General features: G+C 54.0%; 16 protein-coding genes. 12 read left to right on the plus strand and 4 right to left on the minus strand.

The features are described from left to right. Window positions 1–143: 143 nt before the first annotated feature. Both HWX34_RS15920 and HWX34_RS15925 read right to left on the minus strand, forming a co-directional pair. A complete protein-coding gene (locus tag HWX34_RS15920) occupies window positions 144–1,244 on the minus strand; it encodes an LD-carboxypeptidase (protein ID WP_255497171.1) in 1,101 nt (366 codons plus the stop codon). A 19-nt stretch (window positions 1,245–1,263) separates the two neighbouring features. Beyond that, complete coding sequence (locus HWX34_RS15925) at window positions 1,264–3,423, minus strand: HDOD domain-containing protein (RefSeq protein ID WP_178973164.1); 2,160 nt, start codon at window positions 3,421–3,423, stop codon at window positions 1,264–1,266. Window positions 3,424–3,647: 224 nt separating this feature from the next. On the opposite strand from HWX34_RS15925, the gene cysD reads away from it, so the two are divergent. Next, window positions 3,648–4,571 carry a sulfate adenylyltransferase subunit CysD gene (gene cysD, locus HWX34_RS15930; RefSeq protein WP_089084156.1) on the plus strand — a complete coding sequence of 308 codons (924 nt, stop codon included), beginning with the start codon at window positions 3,648–3,650 and terminating at the stop codon, window positions 4,569–4,571. Window positions 4,572–4,649: 78 nt separating this feature from the next. Next, a complete protein-coding gene (cysN, locus tag HWX34_RS15935) occupies window positions 4,650–6,083 on the plus strand; it encodes a sulfate adenylyltransferase subunit CysN (protein WP_178973165.1) in 1,434 nt (477 codons plus the stop codon). 117 nt (window positions 6,084–6,200) lie between these two features. On the opposite strand, the gene HWX34_RS15940 is transcribed toward cysN, so the two are convergent. Both HWX34_RS15940 and HWX34_RS15945 read right to left on the minus strand, forming a co-directional pair. Then, window positions 6,201–7,049 (minus strand): 23S rRNA (adenine(2030)-N(6))-methyltransferase RlmJ, encoded by an 849-nt coding sequence (locus tag HWX34_RS15940; protein ID WP_178973166.1) that lies wholly within the window; start codon window positions 7,047–7,049, stop codon window positions 6,201–6,203. Between the two features lie 50 nt (window positions 7,050–7,099). Next, the gene (locus HWX34_RS15945) at window positions 7,100–7,846 is read right to left on the minus strand and encodes a tRNA pseudouridine(65) synthase TruC (RefSeq protein ID WP_178973167.1); all 747 of its coding nucleotides are present in this window, start codon (window positions 7,844–7,846) and stop codon (window positions 7,100–7,102) included. 463 nt (window positions 7,847–8,309) lie between these two features. On the opposite strand from HWX34_RS15945, the gene HWX34_RS15950 reads away from it, so the two are divergent. From HWX34_RS15950 to epsG, 10 genes are all read left to right on the plus strand, one after another. Further along, a complete protein-coding gene (locus tag HWX34_RS15950; protein ID WP_178973168.1) occupies window positions 8,310–9,314 on the plus strand; it encodes a BMP family protein in 1,005 nt (334 codons plus the stop codon). A 124-nt stretch (window positions 9,315–9,438) separates the two neighbouring features. Continuing rightward, window positions 9,439–10,965, plus strand: coding sequence for an ABC transporter ATP-binding protein (locus HWX34_RS15955; protein ID WP_178973169.1), 1,527 nt, complete (start codon window positions 9,439–9,441; stop codon window positions 10,963–10,965). After that, window positions 10,962–12,068 carry an ABC transporter permease gene (locus tag HWX34_RS15960; RefSeq protein WP_178973170.1) on the plus strand — a complete coding sequence of 369 codons (1,107 nt, stop codon included), beginning with the start codon at window positions 10,962–10,964 and terminating at the stop codon, window positions 12,066–12,068. The genes HWX34_RS15955 and HWX34_RS15960 overlap by 4 nt, the downstream gene beginning before the upstream one ends. Next, window positions 12,068–13,030: an ABC transporter permease gene (locus tag HWX34_RS15965; protein WP_178973171.1), complete on the plus strand. Its 963-nt coding sequence runs from the start codon at window positions 12,068–12,070 to the stop codon at window positions 13,028–13,030. The genes HWX34_RS15960 and HWX34_RS15965 overlap by 1 nt, the downstream gene beginning before the upstream one ends. A gap of 229 nt (window positions 13,031–13,259) precedes the next feature. After that, entirely contained in the window at window positions 13,260–13,934 is a 675-nt protein-coding gene (locus tag HWX34_RS15970) for a hypothetical protein (protein ID WP_178973172.1), read from the plus strand. 349 nt (window positions 13,935–14,283) lie between these two features. Then, a complete protein-coding gene (locus tag HWX34_RS15975) occupies window positions 14,284–15,771 on the plus strand; it encodes an undecaprenyl-phosphate glucose phosphotransferase (protein WP_178973173.1) in 1,488 nt (495 codons plus the stop codon). Window positions 15,772–15,819: 48 nt separating this feature from the next. Then, window positions 15,820–16,611 (plus strand): EpsD family peptidyl-prolyl cis-trans isomerase, encoded by a 792-nt coding sequence (locus HWX34_RS15980; protein ID WP_178973174.1) that lies wholly within the window; start codon window positions 15,820–15,822, stop codon window positions 16,609–16,611. 53 nt (window positions 16,612–16,664) lie between these two features. Next, window positions 16,665–17,462: a polysaccharide biosynthesis/export family protein gene (locus tag HWX34_RS15985; protein WP_178973175.1), complete on the plus strand. Its 798-nt coding sequence runs from the start codon at window positions 16,665–16,667 to the stop codon at window positions 17,460–17,462. A 40-nt stretch (window positions 17,463–17,502) separates the two neighbouring features. Further along, the gene (gene epsF, locus HWX34_RS15990; RefSeq protein ID WP_178973176.1) at window positions 17,503–18,876 is read left to right on the plus strand and encodes a chain length determinant protein EpsF; all 1,374 of its coding nucleotides are present in this window, start codon (window positions 17,503–17,505) and stop codon (window positions 18,874–18,876) included. A gap of 33 nt (window positions 18,877–18,909) precedes the next feature. Beyond that, window positions 18,910–19,776: a chain length determinant protein tyrosine kinase EpsG gene (gene epsG, locus HWX34_RS15995; RefSeq protein WP_178973177.1), complete on the plus strand. Its 867-nt coding sequence runs from the start codon at window positions 18,910–18,912 to the stop codon at window positions 19,774–19,776. Window positions 19,777–19,782: the final 6 nt, after the last annotated feature.

Consider the following 19,782-nt stretch of genomic DNA (forward strand, 5'->3'; position numbering starts at 1 on the left):
GCGCTCATGCTTGCTATCTCACTGCGCATGCCTTGGTAGCGAATACTGCTGTTATCCCGCGAACCGGATATCCAGGTGCCGCATGGGGCCAAGCAATAAAGCCAAACAAAAAGCCACCGTTGGGTGGCTTTTTGTTTCTTGACTTAGCTTTCCGTCAGTAGTCGTTCCAGCGTGAGCCCGGCTGCAGGCTGTACCGGGTAGTGACTGAAAGCGAGTGTCAGACCTGATTCGCTGGCGGTAAAGCGGGCAGGGTAGCCCAGAGGCAGGGTGGTTTTGTCGTGAATGTGTCCGAAGGGTATGCCTGTGAAAACGGGAATCTTTAGCTGGCTGCGTATTTGAGCAATCACAGTGTCCAGCGTGTAGCCAGCGTCGTAGGCATCCACGATGCGGCCCATGGCGAAATCACCCAGGAAAATGGCTTTTTGGCGTTGCAGGATGCCGGCCAGGTAGAGCTGCTGCAGCATGCGCTCCAGTCGGTAGGGCTGTTCACCCACATCCTCCAGAAACAATAGCCCCCCTTGGATGTTTGGCAGGAACGGGGTGCCGATCAAGCTGGACAGTACGCTAAGGTTGCCGCCCCAGAATATGCCTTCACCGCTTGCTGTTGCTGCTTGTGGCGTGGTGATGGTGACGGTCCAGTTTTCGGTTGTTGTGGCCTGAATGAAATGCTGCATGGTCATCGGGCTGAGTTTGCGGCCACCAAAGTCGCTGTACAGCATGGGGCCGGCGAAGCTGCCAACACCTCCTTTGGCTAGCAAGGCAAGCTGAATGGCGGTGAAGTCGCTATAGCCCATGATCTGGGTACCTGCTTCCTTGAGCATGGGGCACAGTCGCTGGTAATCAATGTCCTGCAACAGGCGGCAAGCGCCATATCCACCACGGCCCGCCAGCAGCATGCGCGGCATGTCTTGTCGCTGTGACAGCTGATTGAGGTCTTGTAAGCGCTGTTGATCCGTACCGGCAAAGCGCTGGTACTGGCGATCAATGGCACTACGGTTGCTGACGCTAAACCCGGCTTGCTGCAATCGCTCCACGCCGTGCTGACGCTGCAAGGCGTTGGGCAGTGTTCCGGAGCAGGCAAGTAACGCAATTTCATGGTTTTGCATGGGCATGGTGGTTTTGATGGTGGTGGGTTGCGTTGTGGTGCCGCAGGCTTGCAGCAGCCCGGCACCCGCAATGGTTAGCCCGCGTTGCAGCAGACTTCTGCGGGTCAGTGCTGTGGTGGTCGGGATTGATGAAGGCAAGCGGTTTCTCTGACTGGGTTCAGTTCTGCTGTTGGCGAATGGCCAGCAAGGCCTGGTTGCGTAGCGTCTTGAGGAGATTCAGTTCATCTGGCTGCAAAGGCAGGCTGTGTGCCTGCTTTTTGTCGCCGTAAAGGAAGCCTATTTTCCTCTTTTCCAGCACAAGGGGAAAGATGATAAACGTCTGGGCAAGATTGAGTTGACGATACCACATTGGAATATGACTACTGATGGCGATTGCATTGGCGTCCTCGATGAAAATATCGACATTACGCTCCATGGCGATGCAAAAAGCATTGTCCTGTTGTTGCAGGTCCACCTTGAAAACCGGTAATAGGGCGGCAGTGTTTTCGCCAAAGCCGAAGCGAGCGTGCAGCACATTGTGGCGCGGGTCCTTGGTGCAAAGCACCACGTGATCGAAACCCACCGCGCGGTACATGATTTCCAGAATCATCCGCAACAGATCGTTCAGCTGGTAATTGCCCAACAAGGTGGATGTCACTTCCTGTATGCCACTGGACAAGAGCGAGGTGGTAGCTGGTGCGGAGGTGATATAGCTGGTTTCCAGCTCGGCGACCGGTGCGTCTGGCTTGTTGTTTGCATGGCTGCCAAGTGCGGCGGTTTTCAGCTGCCTGGCTTTGCCTTGCACATTCGCATCATTGCTCCATTCATGCAGCGTGTTGGCAAATTCTGTCTGGGTTTCGGCAATGACAGCATGCAGGCTGTTTATTTCCAGCGGCAGGGCTCGTGTATAGCGGTTGAGTAGTTGCTGCGCATGCGTGGTGTTTGCGGTGCTTGGTGTGGCAAGGAGCTGGGTGAGTTCTTGTGCCAGGTTGCCCAGCATGCGCAGTCTGGCTGCATTGTGTTGAGGTGGTCGCACCGGTCCTGGCGGATAAGGTTCCAGACTGCTGACGATGCGCTCGGGAAAGCTCCAGGCCTCGGCAGTGCTGGAGCCGAGTGCGGCATAGGAGATGCCTAGCGTATGTTGTACGGCCTGTGCCGCGTTGCTGCCGGTGTCGATTTTCTTGTGGATCAGATGATATTCATTGCGGAAGTAGTACACACACAGCAATTCACCCAACTGCTGAAACATTCCGCAAATCAGGGCTTCCTCTGCCTCTTGCATGCGGCTGTGTCGGGCCAGGCTGCGGGCCAGTAGCCCGCAAAACAGGGCGCTGGCGGCGACGTCGCGCACTTCCTGCGCGTGACTGCGGTTGTGCATGTGTTCAAACAGCAGCAATGTCAGTGCCAGGTTGCGAATGGTATCAAAGCCGAGAATGACGATGGCGCGCGAAATGGTACTTACCGCTCCGCCAAACTGGCTGAAGTTGGCGGTATTGACCACGCGTAATAGCTTATTGGTGAGTGAAAAATCCTTGAGGATGATTTCCGCCAGCACTTGCAGTCGTTCGCTGTCGGCATTACCGATGTGGTTGATGGCATTGATGGCCTGTGACAGGGCGGGGAAGTCCGGGTTGTGACGCATGCGCTGCAGCAGTTGCTGCAATGCGGCTTGCTGGTTGCCTTCGCTGCGAACAAAGCGCTGTTGCCGCACCAGCCAATCCTGTAACTGAGCCAGTGCCGCCCGGCTGGTACTGCTGGCTGGCGTATGGCAGTCGAGCAGTGTTTGACAGAGTTGCAGCAGTTCCGGGTCCAGATCCGGCCGTAACTGCTGCAGTGGCAAGTTGCCATGCGGCCGACCGGTGAGCAAGCGGTAAAACAGCCGTCCAGCCTGTCGTACATTGTTTTGCAGGCTTGCTTCCTCAGTTGCCGGGAAGGTTTGTCCGGCGAGCAGGCAGGCTTGCCCTTGTGAATCGAGCAAGATGTGTTCTGCATCCAACTGAGCCAGTGTCAGTTGGTGCCGTTGCAGGTGTAGCAGCGCTTCCATGCAGTCGCACAGCAAGCCGGCTGCCGTGCGGTCATCGGGGCGGCTGGCCAGTGTGTCGCTGAGCAGTCGGCTTTCACCCATCAGGTAACAGCTGTATGGCTGCTCACCCAGTACAGTTGTCGTGTTGTTGTGGGCAAGCAGGCCGTGTACAGGTGCCGGGTGGCTGTCGGGCGTTGTCATAGGGTCCAGCAGGTAGCGCTGGCCCTCCATGCTGCACAGTAATAGCACGCTGCCATCTGGGCAGGGTATGCGGCGGTTGACCTGGTATTCCGCATTATTGTTGTCGCGGTTCATGATGTGTTCTCCCTGCTTGTCACTATATGGCGAAACAGGCTGCACAGCATGGCTTAATCCGCATTGCGTTATTGCTCTTTGGACTGAATTTTCACTTAGATAGTGCATATTGATATATCCAACTGATTTTGGAAAAAAGCAGTGCTTCCGGTACATTGGACGTCAAGCAAACCATCATGCTGTGCTCGCCAAGAGTGCAGACAGCCCAGGAACAGGCGGGAATCATGAACATCAGTCAACAAAAGCTGACTCATCTCAAGCAGCTGGAAGCCGAGTCGATCCACATCATCCGTGAAGTGGCCGCGGAATTTGAAAATCCGGTCATGTTGTACAGTATCGGCAAGGATTCTGCCGTGATGCTGCACTTGGCGCGCAAGGCTTTTGCGCCGGGCAAGCCGCCGTTCCCGCTGATGCATGTGGACACCACCTGGAAGTTCAAGGACATGTACGCCCTGCGCGACAAGCAGGCAGCCGAAGGCTGGGACCTGATCGTGCATGTGAATGAAGAGGGCGTGAAGGCTAACGTTAATCCCTTCACCGTCGGCAGTGCCAAGCACACCGATGTGATGAAGACCGAAGGCCTGAAGCAAGCGCTGAACAAATACGGTTTTGATGCGGCCTTTGGTGGCGCGCGCCGTGACGAAGAAAAGTCCCGCGCCAAGGAGCGCGTGTATTCCTTCCGCGACAAGAACCATCGCTGGGACCCGAAAAACCAGCGTCCGGAACTCTGGAACATCTACAACAGCAAGATCGACAAGGGTGAGAGCATTCGCGTGTTCCCGCTGTCCAACTGGACCGAGCTGGATATCTGGCAGTACATCTATTTGGAAAACATCGACATCGTGCCGCTGTATTTCGCCGCCGAGCGTGAAGTAGTCAACCTCAATGGCACGCTGGTGATGATTGATGACGACCGCATTCTGCAATACCTGACGCCGGAACAAAAAGCCAGCATCACCAAGAAGCAAGTGCGCTTCCGCACCCTGGGCTGTTACCCGCTGACTGGCGCGGTGGAGTCCACTGCCGCCACGCTGCCGGAGGTCATCCAGGAAATGCTGCTGACCACCACCAGTGAGCGTCAGGGCCGTCTGATCGACCATGATCAGGCCGGCTCGATGGAAAAGAAGAAGATGGAAGGTTATTTCTAAGCCCGGCTCCATCCAGTCACCACTCTGAAGAATTGATGCTCATCGCCCTGGCGGTGGGCTACAGCGGAAAGAACGATCATGTCTCACCAGTCCGAGCTGATTGCCAGCGATATCCTGGAATACCTGAAGCAGCATGAAAACAAGGACATGCTGCGCTTCATCACCTGTGGCAATGTCGACGACGGCAAATCCACGCTGATTGGCCGCCTGCTGCATGACTCCAAGCTGATTTTCGAAGACCAGCTGGCGGCAATCGAGCGTGACTCGAAAAAGTACAACACCACCGACCAGGAAATCGACCTAGCCTTGCTGGTGGATGGTTTGCAGGCCGAACGTGAGCAAGGCATCACCATCGACGTGGCCTATCGCTACTTCAGTACCGAAAAGCGCAAGTTCATCATTGCCGACTGCCCGGGGCACGAGCAGTACACGCGTAACATGGCCACCGGCGCGTCCACCTGCAATCTGGCGGTGATTCTGATTGACGCGCGTCGTGGTGTGCAAACCCAGACCCGCCGTCACAGCTTCATTGTCAGCCTGCTGGGTATCAAGCACGTGATTGTGGCCATCAACAAGATGGACCTGGTGGAGCACAGCCAGCAAGTGTACGACCGCATCCGTGAAGAATATCTGGCCTTCTCCGAACACCTGACCATTCCGGATATCCGCTTTGTGCCGATTTCCGCCCTGCGTGGCGACAATGTGGTAACGCGTAGCGAAAACATGGGCTGGTATCAGGGTGCTACCCTGATGGAGCTGCTGGAGAGTGTGCAGGTGAGCCACGACGTGGCGCTGGAAGCCTTCCGTCTGCCGGTGCAGTACGTCAACCGCCCGAATCTGGACTTCCGCGGTTTCTGCGGCACGGTGGTGGCCGGTGAGGTGAAGCCGGGTGACGCGATTGTGGCCCTGCCATCCGGCAAGCGTAGCAAGGTGAAGGAAGTGGTTACCTTTGAAGGCAATCAGCCGTCGGCCTTTGTCGGCCAGGCCATTACCCTGACATTGGAAGATGAAATCGACATCTCCCGCGGCGACATGATTGTGCGTGCCGGCGAGGTGCAGCCCAATGTGGCGCAGGCATTTGACGCCCACGTGGTGTGGATGGCCGAAGCACCGCTGGTGGTGGGCAAGGAGTACGGTTTCAAGCTGGCCGGCAAGGTGGTGAGCGGTCGTGTGGCTGCCATCGAGCACCGTGTTGATGTCAACTCACTGCAGCAGTTTGATGCCCCGCAACTGGCACTGAATGAAATTGCCCTGTGCCGCGTGGAGCTTAACGCACCGGTGGTGTTTGATGCCTACGCCCAGTGCCGTGGCACCGGCAGCTTCATCATTATCGACCGTCTGTCCAATGCCACTGCGGCGGCGGGCATGGTGACGGCGGCAGCCGAATCCACAGCCGAGCCGGTGAGTGACGAACTGGCGCGTCTGCGTGCTTTCGAGCTGGAGTTCAACCAGCTGGTGCGCAAGCATTTCCCGCACTGGGAAGCCAAGGACATCAGCAGGCTGCTGAAATAATCCAGCCTGTTTGTCAGACAAAAGCCGACCTTGTGGTCGGCTTTTTTACGTCTGCAGGTTGCGGCATGAAAAATGCCACCTCGCAGGGTGGCACTGTGCAATCGAATGAGCGGTGGTTTACAAATCGCCGCCGGTTTCCAGAATGAAGCTGGCCTTGGCGTCCTGACCCAGATGCTCAACCAGATAAGGCAGGACTTCCTTGAGCATGGCGGGCAGGGTCCACGGCGGGTTAAGCAGGAACATGCCGCTGCCGTACATGCCAAAGCCGTCTGCCGACGGTGCTTGCACATGCAGCTCGGCGCGCAGCCAGCTTTTGGCGGGCAGTTTTTTCAGCTCTTTGGGTAGCTCTTTCATTTCAGCGCGTTGCAGGCAGGGGTACCACACTGCGTACACCCCGGTGGCAAAGCGCTTCAGGCCTTCTTTCAGCGCCGTTACCACATGCTGGTAGTCGCGCTTGTCTTCATACGGTGGGTCTATCAGTACCAGGCCACGGCGTGGCGGCGGTGGCAGGATGGCCTTGATGCCTTCAAAGCCGTTGGCTTGCTGCAGCTGGGTGCGGCGTGGATGGCCGCCAAAGTTCTGCTCCAGCAGCTGGAAATCAGTCGGGTGCAGCTCGAACAGGCGCAGCTTGTCGCTTGGCGGCATCACGGCGGCGGCGCACCAGGGCGAGCCGGGGTAATAGCGCAGCTCCCCATCCGGGTTCATCTCGCGCACTACGTCCACATAGGCCGCCACTGCTGGTGGCAGGTCGGTACGCTCCCACAGGCGGGCAATACCGCTCAGGTATTCGGCATTCTTGGCAGCATAACCTTCATGCAGCGCGTAACCACCGGCACCGGCATGGGTGTCGATATACCAGTAGGGTTTGTCTTTCTGGCCCAGGTAGTCCAGTACAGCAATTTCAATCAGGTGCTTGAGCACGTCGGCGTGGTTGCCGGCGTGAAAGGCGTGGCGATAACTCAGCATGCATCAGCTTTCTAAGACAATGGCGGCATTGTAGCGGATTTGACCGCACATCAGACGGCGGGCAGCCAGTGGGCGGGGATGGCCTGCTCCCAGCCCAGTGCCCGTACCACACTGGCAAAGTCTTCCGCCAACGGGCAAGTCAGGGTGATGGCTGCACCGGTCTCTGGGTGGGTAATCTGCATTTCCATGCAGGCCAGCAGCATGCGCTGGCTGTCAAAGTGCTCGGCAAACATGCGGTTATGCACACCTTTGCCGTGGGTGGCATCGCCAATAATGGGGTGGGCGATGTGCTTCATGTGGCGACGCAACTGGTGGCGACGGCCGGTGAGTGGCGACAGCTCCATCAGCGCATAGCGGCTGCTGGGATAGCGGTCTACTGCGATGGGTAGCTCGATGGTAGCCAGGCGGCGGTAGTCGGTTTGTGCATCTTGCGGGCCCGGCTGTACCTTTTCTCCGAGCCAGGCAAGGTCGTCCACCCGGCGGCTGAGGGCGTGGTCGATATGGCCGGATTCGGCCGGATGGCCGCGCACCACGGCCAGATAACGTTTGCTGACTTCCTGTCTTTCGAATTGCCAGCTCATCTCTCGCGCACTGTCCTTGTCCAGGGCAAACAACAACACGCCGGATGTGCCCTTGTCCAGCCGGTGCACAGGGTACACGCGCTGGCCGATCTGGTCGCGCAGCAGCTGGATGGCGAAGCGGGTTTCGTGGCGGTCCAGCTCGGAGCGGTGCACCAGCAAGTTGGAGGGCTTGTGGATGGCGATCAGCTGCTGATCGCGGTAGAGGATGGGTAGCATGGCAGTGTTGACGATGCGAAGGCGGCGATTGTAGGGCTTTGCGCCTCGCTTGGATATGTGACTGACAATGGCGTGGTTGATTTGACACAGCAAGACGTCGGGAAAATGCAGCGCAATCTTGCGCCGCCCGGGTCAAGTTGTCATATTTTCTGTTTTGTCATGGCATGTTGGCATGTGTTTTATGGCGTAGAGCGCAGCATGGTGTGGTTTTGTTGCGCACAACATCCAGCTTTGCGACAGGGTATTTCAAAGTAGAGAGGAAAATGTTTACAGTCAATTTCCCCCTCATTACAATTCGCCGCGCCCATCAGATTGAAATACCGCCTTGTTGGCTGATTTCGGTTTAGCTACAACAGGGTGATGTGTGCAAAATAGCCAATGCGGAAGGTGGGGCTTTCCGAATTTGCCTCTGCCGGCCTGTGCCGCACAGGCATGTTGACCAACAAAACCAAGAGTTCCTGATATGACCATTCAATTGAAACGTGCAAGCCTTGCCGTGGCCCTGTCTGTACTGGCTGGCACCAGCTTTGCCAAGGATTTCAGCCCGGCAGTGATTTACGACCAGGCTGGCAAGTTCGACAAGAGCTTCAACGAGGCGGCCTTCAATGGCGCCGAGCGTTTCAAGAAGGAATTCAAGATCAGCTACCGCGAAGGCACCATCGCCTCCGAAGCGCAGAAAGAACAGCTGCTGCGCAACCTGGCACGCAAGGATGCCGACCTGATCGTCTCCGTGGGCTTCTCCTTCACCCAGGCGGTGGAAACCGTGGCCAAGGAATTCCCCAAGGTGAAGTTCACCATTATTGACTCGGTGGCCAAGGGTCCGAACGTACAGAGCATCGTGTTCAAGGAACAGGAAGGCTCCTTCCTGGTAGGTATGGCCGCTGCCCTGGCGTCCAAGTCCGGCAAGGTGGGTTATATCGGTGGCATGGACGTGCCGCTGATCCGCGCTTTTGGCTGTGGCTATGTGCAGGGTGCCAAGTACGCCAGCAAGAAAACCGAAGTCATCCAGAACATGACCGGCACCACCCCGCAGGCCTTCAACGACCCGGCACGTGGCACCGAACTGGCCAAGAGCCAGTTTGACCGTGGCGTGGATGTCGTGTTTGCCGCCGCCGGTGGTACTGGCCTGGGCGTGCTGCAGGCCGCCAAGACCGCCAACAAGCTGTCCATTGGCGTGGACAGCAACCAGAACCACCTGTACCCGGGTTTTGTGCTGACTTCCATGGTGAAGCGCGTGGACAATGCCGTGTACGACACCTTCAAATCCGCCAAGGATGGCAGCTGGAAGCCGGAAGTGAAGGTAATGGGCCTGAAGGAAGGTGGCGTGGACTGGGCGCTGGATGCCAACAACCGCAAGCTGATTTCCGCGGATATGGAAAAGAAGATTGGCGCGGCCAAGAAGGACATCATCAGCGGCAAGCTCAGCGTGGTGGACTATCGCACCAACAATAGCTGCCCGGTGAAGTAAGTCTTTAGATGATTCTTTTCCCGGCCGCGGCCCGGGAGGACTGCAGGCACGATGGCTTCGGCTCTCGTGCCTGTTTGGTTCTTGTGGCCCGGCCGGGATTCATTGCATGCGGGGAAATACAGGCATGACTGATTTCGCCATCGAACTGGCTGGCATCAGCAAGCGCTTTGGTGCGGTGCAGGCCAATCGCGATGTAACGATGCACATCGCCAAGGGCTCCATTCACGGCATCATCGGTGAAAACGGCGCGGGCAAATCCACGCTGATGAGCATTCTGTACGGTTATTACCAGGCAGACGGCGGCAGCATCCGGGTGAATGGCCAAGAAGTGCGTATTCGCAATAGCCAGGAGGCCATCCGGCTGGGTATCGGCATGGTGCATCAGCACTTCATGCTGGTGGATACCTTTACCGTGCTGGAAAACATTGTGCTGGGGGCCGAAGGCGGCCTGCTGCTCAAGCAGGGCATGGAGCAGGCGCGGGCGCATTTGCTGCAACTCAATCGCGATTATTCGCTGGAAGTGGACCCGGACGCCCTGGTGGGCGAGCTGGGCGTGGGCCTGCAACAGCGGGTGGAAATTCTCAAGGCGCTCTATCGCGGTGCCGATGTGCTGATTCTGGATGAGCCCACTGCGGTGCTGACGCCGCAAGAGGCGGATCATTTGTTCTGCATCCTGCGGGCGCTGCGCGAGCAGGGCAAGACAGTAATCCTGATCACCCACAAACTGCGCGAGGTGATGGACATCACCGATGCGGTGACGGTGATGCGCGCCGGTACCGTGGTGGGGAATGTACGCACTGCCGAGGTTGATAAGGAAAAGCTGGCCGACCTGATGGTGGGGCGGAAGGTGTCGCTGAAGGTGGACAAGGCCGAGCGCTTGCCTGGCGCAGCGGTACTGGAGGTCCGCGACCTGAACCTGACCGATGCCCGTGGCGTCAAGCTGCTGGATGGGCTGAATTTCCAGGTGCGGGCCGGTGAGATCGTTGGCATTGCCGGGGTGTCCGGCAATGGCCAATCCGAACTGCTGGAAGTGCTGGCCGGCATGGTGGAGCCCAGCAGTGGTGAAGTCCGTTACCACGACCAGGACTTGCTGCTGGAAAAATCCAGCCAGCCGCGTGCGGCGTTGTATCGTCAGAAGGGTATTGCCCATGTGCCGGAAGACCGTTCGCGCGAGGGGCTGGTGAAATCCTTCCCCATGTTCGAGAACGCCATCCTGGGTTATCACAACGATAAAACCATCAGCCGACGTGGCTTGTTTTCTCGCCAGGCATTGCTGGCGCGTACCCGCGATTTCATCCGCCAGTTTGATATCCGTCCGGACAATGCCCAGCTGCGCGTGGGCCTGCTGTCCGGCGGCAATCAGCAAAAAGTGGTGCTGGCACGTGAAATCCACGCTAACCCTGACTTGTTGTTGATTGGTCAGCCTACGCGGGGGGTGGATATCGGTGCCATCGAGTTCATCCACCGCCGCCTGGTGGAATTGCGCGATGCCGGCAAGGCCATCTTGCTGGTGTCGGTGGAACTGGAAGAAATTCTGGCCTTGTCCGACCGCATCCTGGTGATGGCGGGCGGTCAGATCAGTGGCGAAGTGGCGGCCAAAGAAGCCGACACATTATCGCTGGGCTTGTTGATGGGGGGGCATAAACAGTGAAATTCGGACAACCGTCCACCTTGCCGCGCTGGGCGCAGTTAAGCGTGTTGCCGGTACTTAATCTGCTGGCGGCCTTGCTGGTGACAGGTTTTGTCACCTGGCTGATTGGCGAAGACCCGTGGGAATGTCTGCAACTGCTGGTCAGCGGCGCTTTTGGCAGTGGTGAGGGCATAGGCTACACGCTGTTCTATACCACCGGTTTCATTTTTACCGGTTTGGCTGTGGCGACGGCCTTTCATGCCGGGCTGTTCAATATCGGTGGAGAAGGGCAGGCCTATCTGGCCGGGCTGGGGGTGACGCTGGTGGTGCTGGCGTTTGACCACACCCTGCCACCCTTGGTGCTGGTGCCCTTGTGCATTCTGGCGGCCATGGGCTTTGGTGCGGCCTGGGCCTTTATTCCTGGCTGGTTACAGGCCAAGCGTGGCAGCCACATTGTGGTGACCACCATCATGTTCAACTTCATTGCCTATTCGCTGATGTTGTACCTGATTAGCCACCACCTGATTGAAGCCGGTTCGCAAAACCCGACCACGCGTGAATTTGGTCAGGCTGCGTGGATTCCTGCCCTGCATCAGCTGGCTGCCGGTGTGGGTATCGCACTGCCCAATACCCCGCTCAACCTCACCTTCATCATGGCCTTGCTGGCCTGCGTGCTGTTCTACCTGCTGGTGTGGCATAGCCGCTGGGGCTTCCAGTTGCGCACCGTCGGCGTGAACGAAAGCGCGGCGCGCTATGCCGGGATCAATGTCAGCAAAACCATCATGCTGGCCATGTGCATCTCCGGTGCCTTGTCCGGCTTTGCGGCCATCAACGAGTTGCTGGGTTCCACTCACCGCATGAATGTGTCCTTTACCAATGGTGTGGGCTTTGTCGGCATTGCCGTGGCGCTGATGGGGCGTAACCACCCGGTAGGTATCATCCTGTCTGCCTTGCTGTTTGGCGGCCTGACCCAGGGTGGACTGGAGCTGTCGTTTGAAAAGCCGGTGATTACCCGCGAGATGATCATCTTCATTCAAGGTTTGATCATTCTGTTTTGCGGTGCGCTGGAAAACCTGTTCGAGCCCTTCATCGCCGGGCTGTTCAAACGCAAGGAGGATAAGTGATGGAGCAATGGCTCAGTCTGCTTGATTCGACCATTCGGGTTGCCACGCCGCTGGTGCTGGCGGCCTTGGCAGGCATGTTCTCTGAACGTTCCGGTGTAGTGGACATCGGCCTGGAAGGCAAGATGCTGGTGGCGGCGTTTGCCTCTGGTGCGGCGGCCTTTGTCACCCACTCGCCCTGGCTGGGCCTGTTGGCCGGGGTGATGGCGGCAGTCAGCATGGCCATGGTGCATGCCTTTGTCTCGGTGACTTATAACGGCAACCAGCTGATTTCCGGCATGGCCATCAATACCATTGCCTCCGGCATCACGCCGGTGCTGGCCCTCGCCTGGTTCCAGCAAGGTGGTAATACGCCGCAGCTGGATGATGACTCGCGCTTTCATGACATTACCCTGCCGTTTGCCGATGCCTTGTCGAATGTGCCTGTTATCGGTCAGCTGTATAGCAAGCTCTTGTCCGGTCACAGCGTGCTGGTTTACCTCACCATTATCATCATTCCGCTGGTGAGCTGGGTGGTATACCGCAGCCGCTTTGGTCTGCGTCTGCGCGCGGTGGGCGAAAACCCGCATGCGGCAGATACCGCTGGTGTTTCTGTAGCGCGGGTGCGTTACATCGCGCTGTTCTGGGGTGGTGTGCTGTGCGGCATGGCCGGTACTTTCCTGTCGGTGTACCAGACCGGCTCCTTTATCAAGGAGATGACAGCTGGCAAGGGCTTTCTGGCATTGGCGGCACTGATCTTCGGTAAGTGGCGACCGCTGCCTGCGGTATCGGGCTGCCTGCTGTTTGCCTTTGCCGACGCGCTGCAAATCCGGCTGGAAGGGGTGGATTTGCCTGTGATTGGCCAGATTCCGTCGCAGGCCATTCAGGTCATTCCCTATGTGCTGACTGTGTTGCTGCTGGCTGGCTTTGTCGGTCGCGCCGTAGCGCCCAAGGCCATTGGCGTGCCCTTTGTCAAATCGCGCTGAAGCTATGCTTTGAATAGCAAGATCAGATCAGGAAAACCGGCCACTGGCCGGTTTTTTCATGGCCAAGGCATGCGGCAGAAATTAGTAAACAAGCGTTGGATAAACTACAACATATGCATTGCCTGGCTTGAAGGCAGGTGCGCTGGGGCAGGAGTCAGGTGCCGTCTGGCGGAGCAAGGCAGTCAATAACAATGAAAATGTGTTTGCGGGGGGGAGTATGTGGCTGAGCATGCTGGTATTAGTGGTGTCGGGCTTTGTCATCGCAGGAATTGCCTCGTGGCTGGGGGGTGCCTGGGCAGACAAAAGCGGGCTGCAGGATGTGACATTGCCGCGCTCTGTCGAAATCCAGCTGCCGCCTCCATCTCAGCCGCGTCGCGGTGGGGATGAGGTGGCAGCCCGCAGTGGCGGCCCTTTTGTGCGTGATCGTCTTACCTTTCCTCCGCTGGACTTCCCCGCTGTCATCATGCATAGCAGCATCACGCCAGGAAAATGTTACCGGGTTGACCCGGGCAGCATGAGTTGCAGCTGCAATTACTTCTTGCTGCGCGGTGCGCACGCGCCGGTGGGCAGCAAGGAAAGGTTGTGTCGACACTTGCGCCGCTTTTATGCCCAGCGCGGCGGCCTGGCCCCCATCGTCAATATGGTACTGCTGGATGATGTTCACTTTTGTGAAAGCGACCAGCTGTGGTCGGGCGAAGTGGAGGGTGTGCCGGTGGCCATTGCCTGGCGGGAAGGTGATCCGTGGGTAACGCTGTATTCCCGTAATAACGCACTGGGGCAGCCGGCCCAGTTTGAACGCTTCAACTACCACCTGGGACGTCAGGATTGGGCGGACGGGCGCATGCCGCGCTTTAATGCGGCGGTCATCAAAAGCATGTTGGGGGAGTGGTTTGGCAAAAAATAACAAAGTGATAATTTTGCAAGGTGCGGATTTATATTTTGCTGGGATTTAAAGATATATCTTTAATAAACGCCGATCAAATATAAATAAATATTTAAAGCAAAGATTTTTCACGCATCCTGCACGCTGAAAAAGCAAGAAGTATCTACGTAGCTTTACGTAATTTTAACCATAGCATGATAAAAATGCATTTATTTTAAAGAAAATTTAACAGGACAGTTTAGTTTAAAATAAAAATACGCTTTACAGATGTAATTACATAATCATAAAATTGGAACTATTTGCATCATATTATGCCGTTTGATGCTGTGAGCGGCTTGCAAACCAATTTGGGTGATTTTGAGATAACAATATGGCAACAAACCAGCCTGTGGATTATGGTCAACCGTCTTCTGTACTGCCACGTGCAGAGCGTCAAGCAACTGGTATCCAGACGGCGGCGTGGGGACGGTTCGGTTTCTTGGCCAAGGTTTCTCCTACGGCAACGCTTTTCAAGTCCATCATAGATCCGCTAATCGTTGTCATTTTTTATTTGGCACTTTGCAAGATGCATTATGGCAGAGTTGCACTGCCACATTTTGCGTCAGCGGCTGTTGTCTATCTGTTGACAAATTATATTCTTGATGGGTCTGGGCTTTTTCTACCCAATAAAAATACTTCAGCTAAAGATATTGCCGGGCTTGTACTCGGCTGGTTTCTTGTCGTAGGGGCTGCTCTTGGCCTTGTTTATGCTGCGGGTTTGTGGAGTCTGGTCAATAGAGCGTTTTTGATTGAGTGGGCATTCATTACGCCTCTGCTTCTATTCGTTGCACATGGTTTGGTATCTAAATTTTTTCTTGATGCGGATGCCTTGAGCGGCAAAGCAAAAAAAGCCGTGATAATTGGTGCGACAGAGTCTGGTAAATTGCTTGCACAAGAGTTTAAGTCGCAGCCTTGGATGAAAGTAAAGTCGCTTGGTTTTTTTGATGACAGACCGGTTGCCAGAACTGGTATTGAGAAAAATGAACTACTAGGCGGGATTGCTCAGCTTGCAGATTACGTGCGAAAGCACAATGTGCATGCGATTTATATCACATTGCCTATGGCATCACAGCCACGGGTATTGGCTATCCTGGATGAGTTGAGAGATACCACGGCTTCAATCTACTTCGTGCCGGATATGTTCATTTTTGACCTTATTATTCAGGCAGAACTTGATCATGTCGGTAATGTTCCCGTGCTGGCGGTTTGCGAAACACCATTTCTGGGCGTCTCCGGTATGGTCAAGCGATTATTCGATATCGTGTTTGCAAGTGCTGCCCTCCTGATGTTGTGGCCTGTGCTGCTTGGTATCGCAGTTGCAGTGAAGTTGACATCAAGAGGCCCTGTCATATTCAAACAAAAGAGATATGGTTTGAATGGTGAATCTATTGAGGTTTACAAGTTCCGCTCGATGACGGTGCAAGAAAATGGCAGCGTGGTAACCCAGGCAAAACGTAATGATTCACGCTTGACGAAAATTGGCGGGTTCTTGCGAAAGACATCCCTTGATGAGTTGCCCCAATTCATCAATGTGCTGCAAGGGCGTATGAGTGTGGTGGGGCCGCGTCCACACGCAAATGCTCATAATGAACAATATCGAAAACTGATTAAAGGTTACATGATACGGCACAAGGCTAGGCCGGGTATTACCGGCTGGGCTCAGGTAAATGGATATCGTGGTGAGACTGATACGCTGGATAAAATGGAAAATCGCGTTGCATATGATTTGGATTATTTGCGATGCTGGTCGCTATGGCTTGATGTCAAGATTATCATTAAAACAATAACGATGGTTTTTAATGATAAGTCGGCGTTTTAATGCGAGGTGTCAATGTTTAAAAGTTCATGGTGGGGTATGTGTGTACTGATGGCTGTTCCTTTGCTGTCAGCTTGTAATCAGTCTCACCAAAATGATGCTACGCAGGTGGTGGCCAAGGTGGATGGTGTTGAGATTACTGTGCATCAACTTAACTATCTTATGGCCAAGCTGAGTGCAGAAGGTAAGACGCCCAATAAGAAAGATGTGCTTGATGATTTGATTAATCAGCAATTGCTGATTAATCAGGCGATTAAAAACAAGGTTGATCAGGATCCTAATGTCTTGATGCAAGTGGAAATGAGCAAGCGGCAAATTTATTCGCAAGACTCAATCGCTCGTATTGTCAAGGGAGTAAGTGCTCCTGAACTTGCTGATGTCAAAAAGTATTATGAACAGCATGCAGAGCAGTTTTCGAATCGCACTAAATACAAGTTTCACGCATTTCTCTTTTCGAATGTAAAGAACTTTGATTCATTTTCGGCAGACCTGGAAAAGTCGACTACGATTGAGCAGACGCAAAAAGTACTTGCTGATGCAGCTGTCAAGTTTGATGAGAGAGATATTGAAGTCAGTACTGAGCTATTGCCAAGTGAAATGCTTGCGCAATTAACCAAGATGAAAGTTGGCGATATAAAAGTTATTCGTACACAGGCCGGATATGAGCTGGATCAGTTGATGTCGCGACAGATTACACCGTTGGATTTTGCTCAGTCAATTGATTTGATAAAAAGTAAAATCGGTGCTGAGCGAGTTCGTGAAAAAATTGATACGGAATTAAAAGACTACCGGAAGCAAGCAAAGATTGAGTATGTTGACTCATCAGCTACGGTTGGTAAATAGAATATGGCAGTTTGCACTGAGTAGAAGTGCAATAAAAACAGAAAGGTAACGGGATGAAAGCAATATTTAAAGTTGCGATGATTCTTCTTGTGTCAATGCTTTGTGTAAAAGCAATTGCGGCGGAAAACCTCCCGCTTGGCCCAGGGGATGCAGTGAAAATTACTGTCTATAATCTGCCAGATTTGACTACGGAAACACAAATTAGTAGTGATGGGAAAGTAACCTTTCCACTGATTGGGCAAATTACAATCAGTGGGATGACTTTTTCTGAAGTCGAAAAACTTATTGCAGAAAAATTGTCAGCAGGAGGGTTTGTCAAGAATCCGAATGTGACTCTGCTGGTCACCCAGTACAGGAGTCAGAAGATTTCTGTGGTTGGCGAAGTCAATCACCCTGGTCGAATTTTGCTGGATAGTATTACTACCTTGCCAGAGGCTATCGCCATCGCAGGCGGTATAGCACCTACCGGTGGGGATCGTGTGGTATTGATTCGACAAGATAATGCAGGCGTGCAGGTCAAGAAGGATTATTCATTAAGTGATCTGCTGGATAAGACCGCAACAGGCAAACCAACCCTGCAAGTACAACATGGTGATGTTATTTATGTACCGAAAGCACCACAGTTTTATGTGTATGGCGAAGTGCAGAAGCCTGGCATGTTCCGGCTGGATGCATCCATGAATGTCATGCAGGCCATTTCTGCAAGTGGCAGTTTTACACCCAAAGCAGAGACAAAGAAGTTTACTATCTTCCGCAAGAAGCCAGATGGTAGCACCGAAGAAATACGAGCTTCATTGAACGATTTGCTACAACCGGATGATGTACTGCTGGTCAAGGAAAGTCTCTTTTAAATTAGAGGATTAAAGGGGCAAGTCCCTGATGGAGTTGGGAATGACAATTACACAATTGCTGCAAATTATTTATGCGGGTCGAAAGAAAGCAGCCTTGATCGCAGCTTGCATAGCGCTCGGTGTTTTTTTGATTAGTTTCATCTTGCCAGCAAAGTACACTGCTGAATCCGTTATTGCAGTTGATACGACAAATATGGATCCGGTCACCGGTTTGTCGACAACAATGAATGCAATTTCCGGTTATATGTCAACGCAGGCAGAGATGATTCAAAGTCAAAGAGCTGCCCTGATTGTGGTTGACAAGCTAAAGCTGGAATCAAATCCTGCGCTGAAGGAAAAATTTCAGACGGTGGGTGCTGGACGTGGCAGCTTTAGAGATTGGCTGGCTGCTGGCTTGCTTACTTCGCTTGATGTTGTACAAACAGGCGATAATGCAGTATTGACCATTCGTTACAAGTCGGGCGATTCAAAGTACAGTGCGACCGTTGCTAATGCATTTTCGGAAGCTTATGTGCAGTTGGTGGCGGACTCTAGAATGTCTGCGGCGCTGGCAAATAGTCAGTTTTTTGAAGCGCAATTAAATGGCTTGCAAAAGAAGGTTGAAAAGGCTCAGCAAGCACTGGCTGATTATCAGTCCAAAGAGGGCATCGTTGACACGGATGAACGTGTGGACGTGGAAACCCAACATCTGAATGACTTGTCCTCCCAAGTTGTAGATGCCCAGGCAGCTGCTGCTGATGCGCACTCCAGAGCGCGTAGTCAAAACGGTGTGGCACCTGATGTATTGAATAACTCACTGGTGCAACAACTGAAAATTCAGATTGCGCAAAAAGAATCCGAATTCAAGGACATCGCAACGCGTTCTGGACCTAACCATCCGCTTTATCAACAGCTGAAGGCACAACTGGATGAATTGCATAGTCAGCTGGATTCCCAGATCAAGACATATGGCCAAGGTTTGAAAGATGCCGCTGGCAATGCCGCCTCGCGTCAAAGTGCCTTGTTGAAAGCGATGGAGGATCAAAAGCGCAAAGTAATGCAGTTGAAATCGCACCGTAGTAAGGCCGATATCCTGGCGCATGATGTGGAGAACGCACAGCGCAGCTACGATGGTGCCTTGCAACGTCTGGCGCAAACCAGCTTGCAAAGTAGTAGCAACCAGACCAATGTGACTATTTTGAAAATGGCTTCTGAGCCTTTGAATCCATCATTTCCCAATATTTATCTGAATACACTTCTTGGCATTGTTCTGGGTGTCTTCTCTGGTATTGCCTATGTTGTCTTGTCAGAAGCGTTCCGTCGCCGGATTCATACCGCTGCGGATATTCATGACCTGGTTGGCATTCCGGTTCTGGCAACCATTCAGTCGACAGCACCAGCAAAGCGCCGCCTCAGCATCCCTGGCTTCCGTTGATGCATGAATAGTCAGGCTAAGCAAGGAATAATAATGAACAAGCAAGTAGAAGCAAACATGAATGTACGTGGCCGCTCGATTGGCGCCATTTTGCTGGATAGTGGCCGACTTTCCATGGAAAATGCCGAAAAGATTCTACGGTATCAACGCGAACATAAAGTGAGATTTGGCGAGGCGGCAATTTCTCTTGGTATTTTGACAGATGAAGATATTCAGTTTGCTCTGTCTGATCAGTATGATTATTCATATATCCAGGGAGCTGACTCCCGGGTGAGCAAGGATATCATCGCTGCATTTAACCCATTCAGCCCGGTGGCCGAATCCATGCGTGCGTTGCGCAGCCAGTTGTTGATCCGCTGGTTTTCTGCGGAAGACAAGCGGTTTTTGTGCGTTGTTGGTGATCAGCGCGGTGATGGCCGCAGTTTTCTGGCTGCAAATCTCGCTGTCGTTTTTTCACAGCTTGGCGAAAAAACCCTGCTGGTGGATGCGGATATGCGTAATCCGCAGCTACATGCGCTGTTTGGTATTGAAAACGACAAAGGCTTGTCTACTTTGCTTGTGGGCAGGGCGAGTGCGGATGAGGTTTCCAATAAGATTACCGGTTTGCTGGGTCTGACAGTTCTACCCGCTGGCCCGATTCCCCCTAATCCACAGGAGCTGATTGCCAAGTGCTTTGGTAGCCAGCTGATAGCATGGGCCAAACAGTCTTTTGATGTTGTCATTATTGATACACCCGCCGCAGCCATGTATGCCGATGCCCAGGCAATTGCTTCTCATGCAGGCGGCGCAGTGCTGGTAGCTCGCGAGCACGTGACAGAAGTGACACGCTTGAAACAACTGGCTGCAGATATCTCCCAGGTGGGTGCTGCCGTTGTTGGTAGTGTGTTTAATCAGTTCTGATACTGA

This window comes from Aquitalea sp. LB_tupeE (assembly GCF_013391415.1).
In the GTDB taxonomy this organism is placed as follows: Bacteria; Pseudomonadota; Gammaproteobacteria; order Burkholderiales; family Chromobacteriaceae; genus Aquitalea.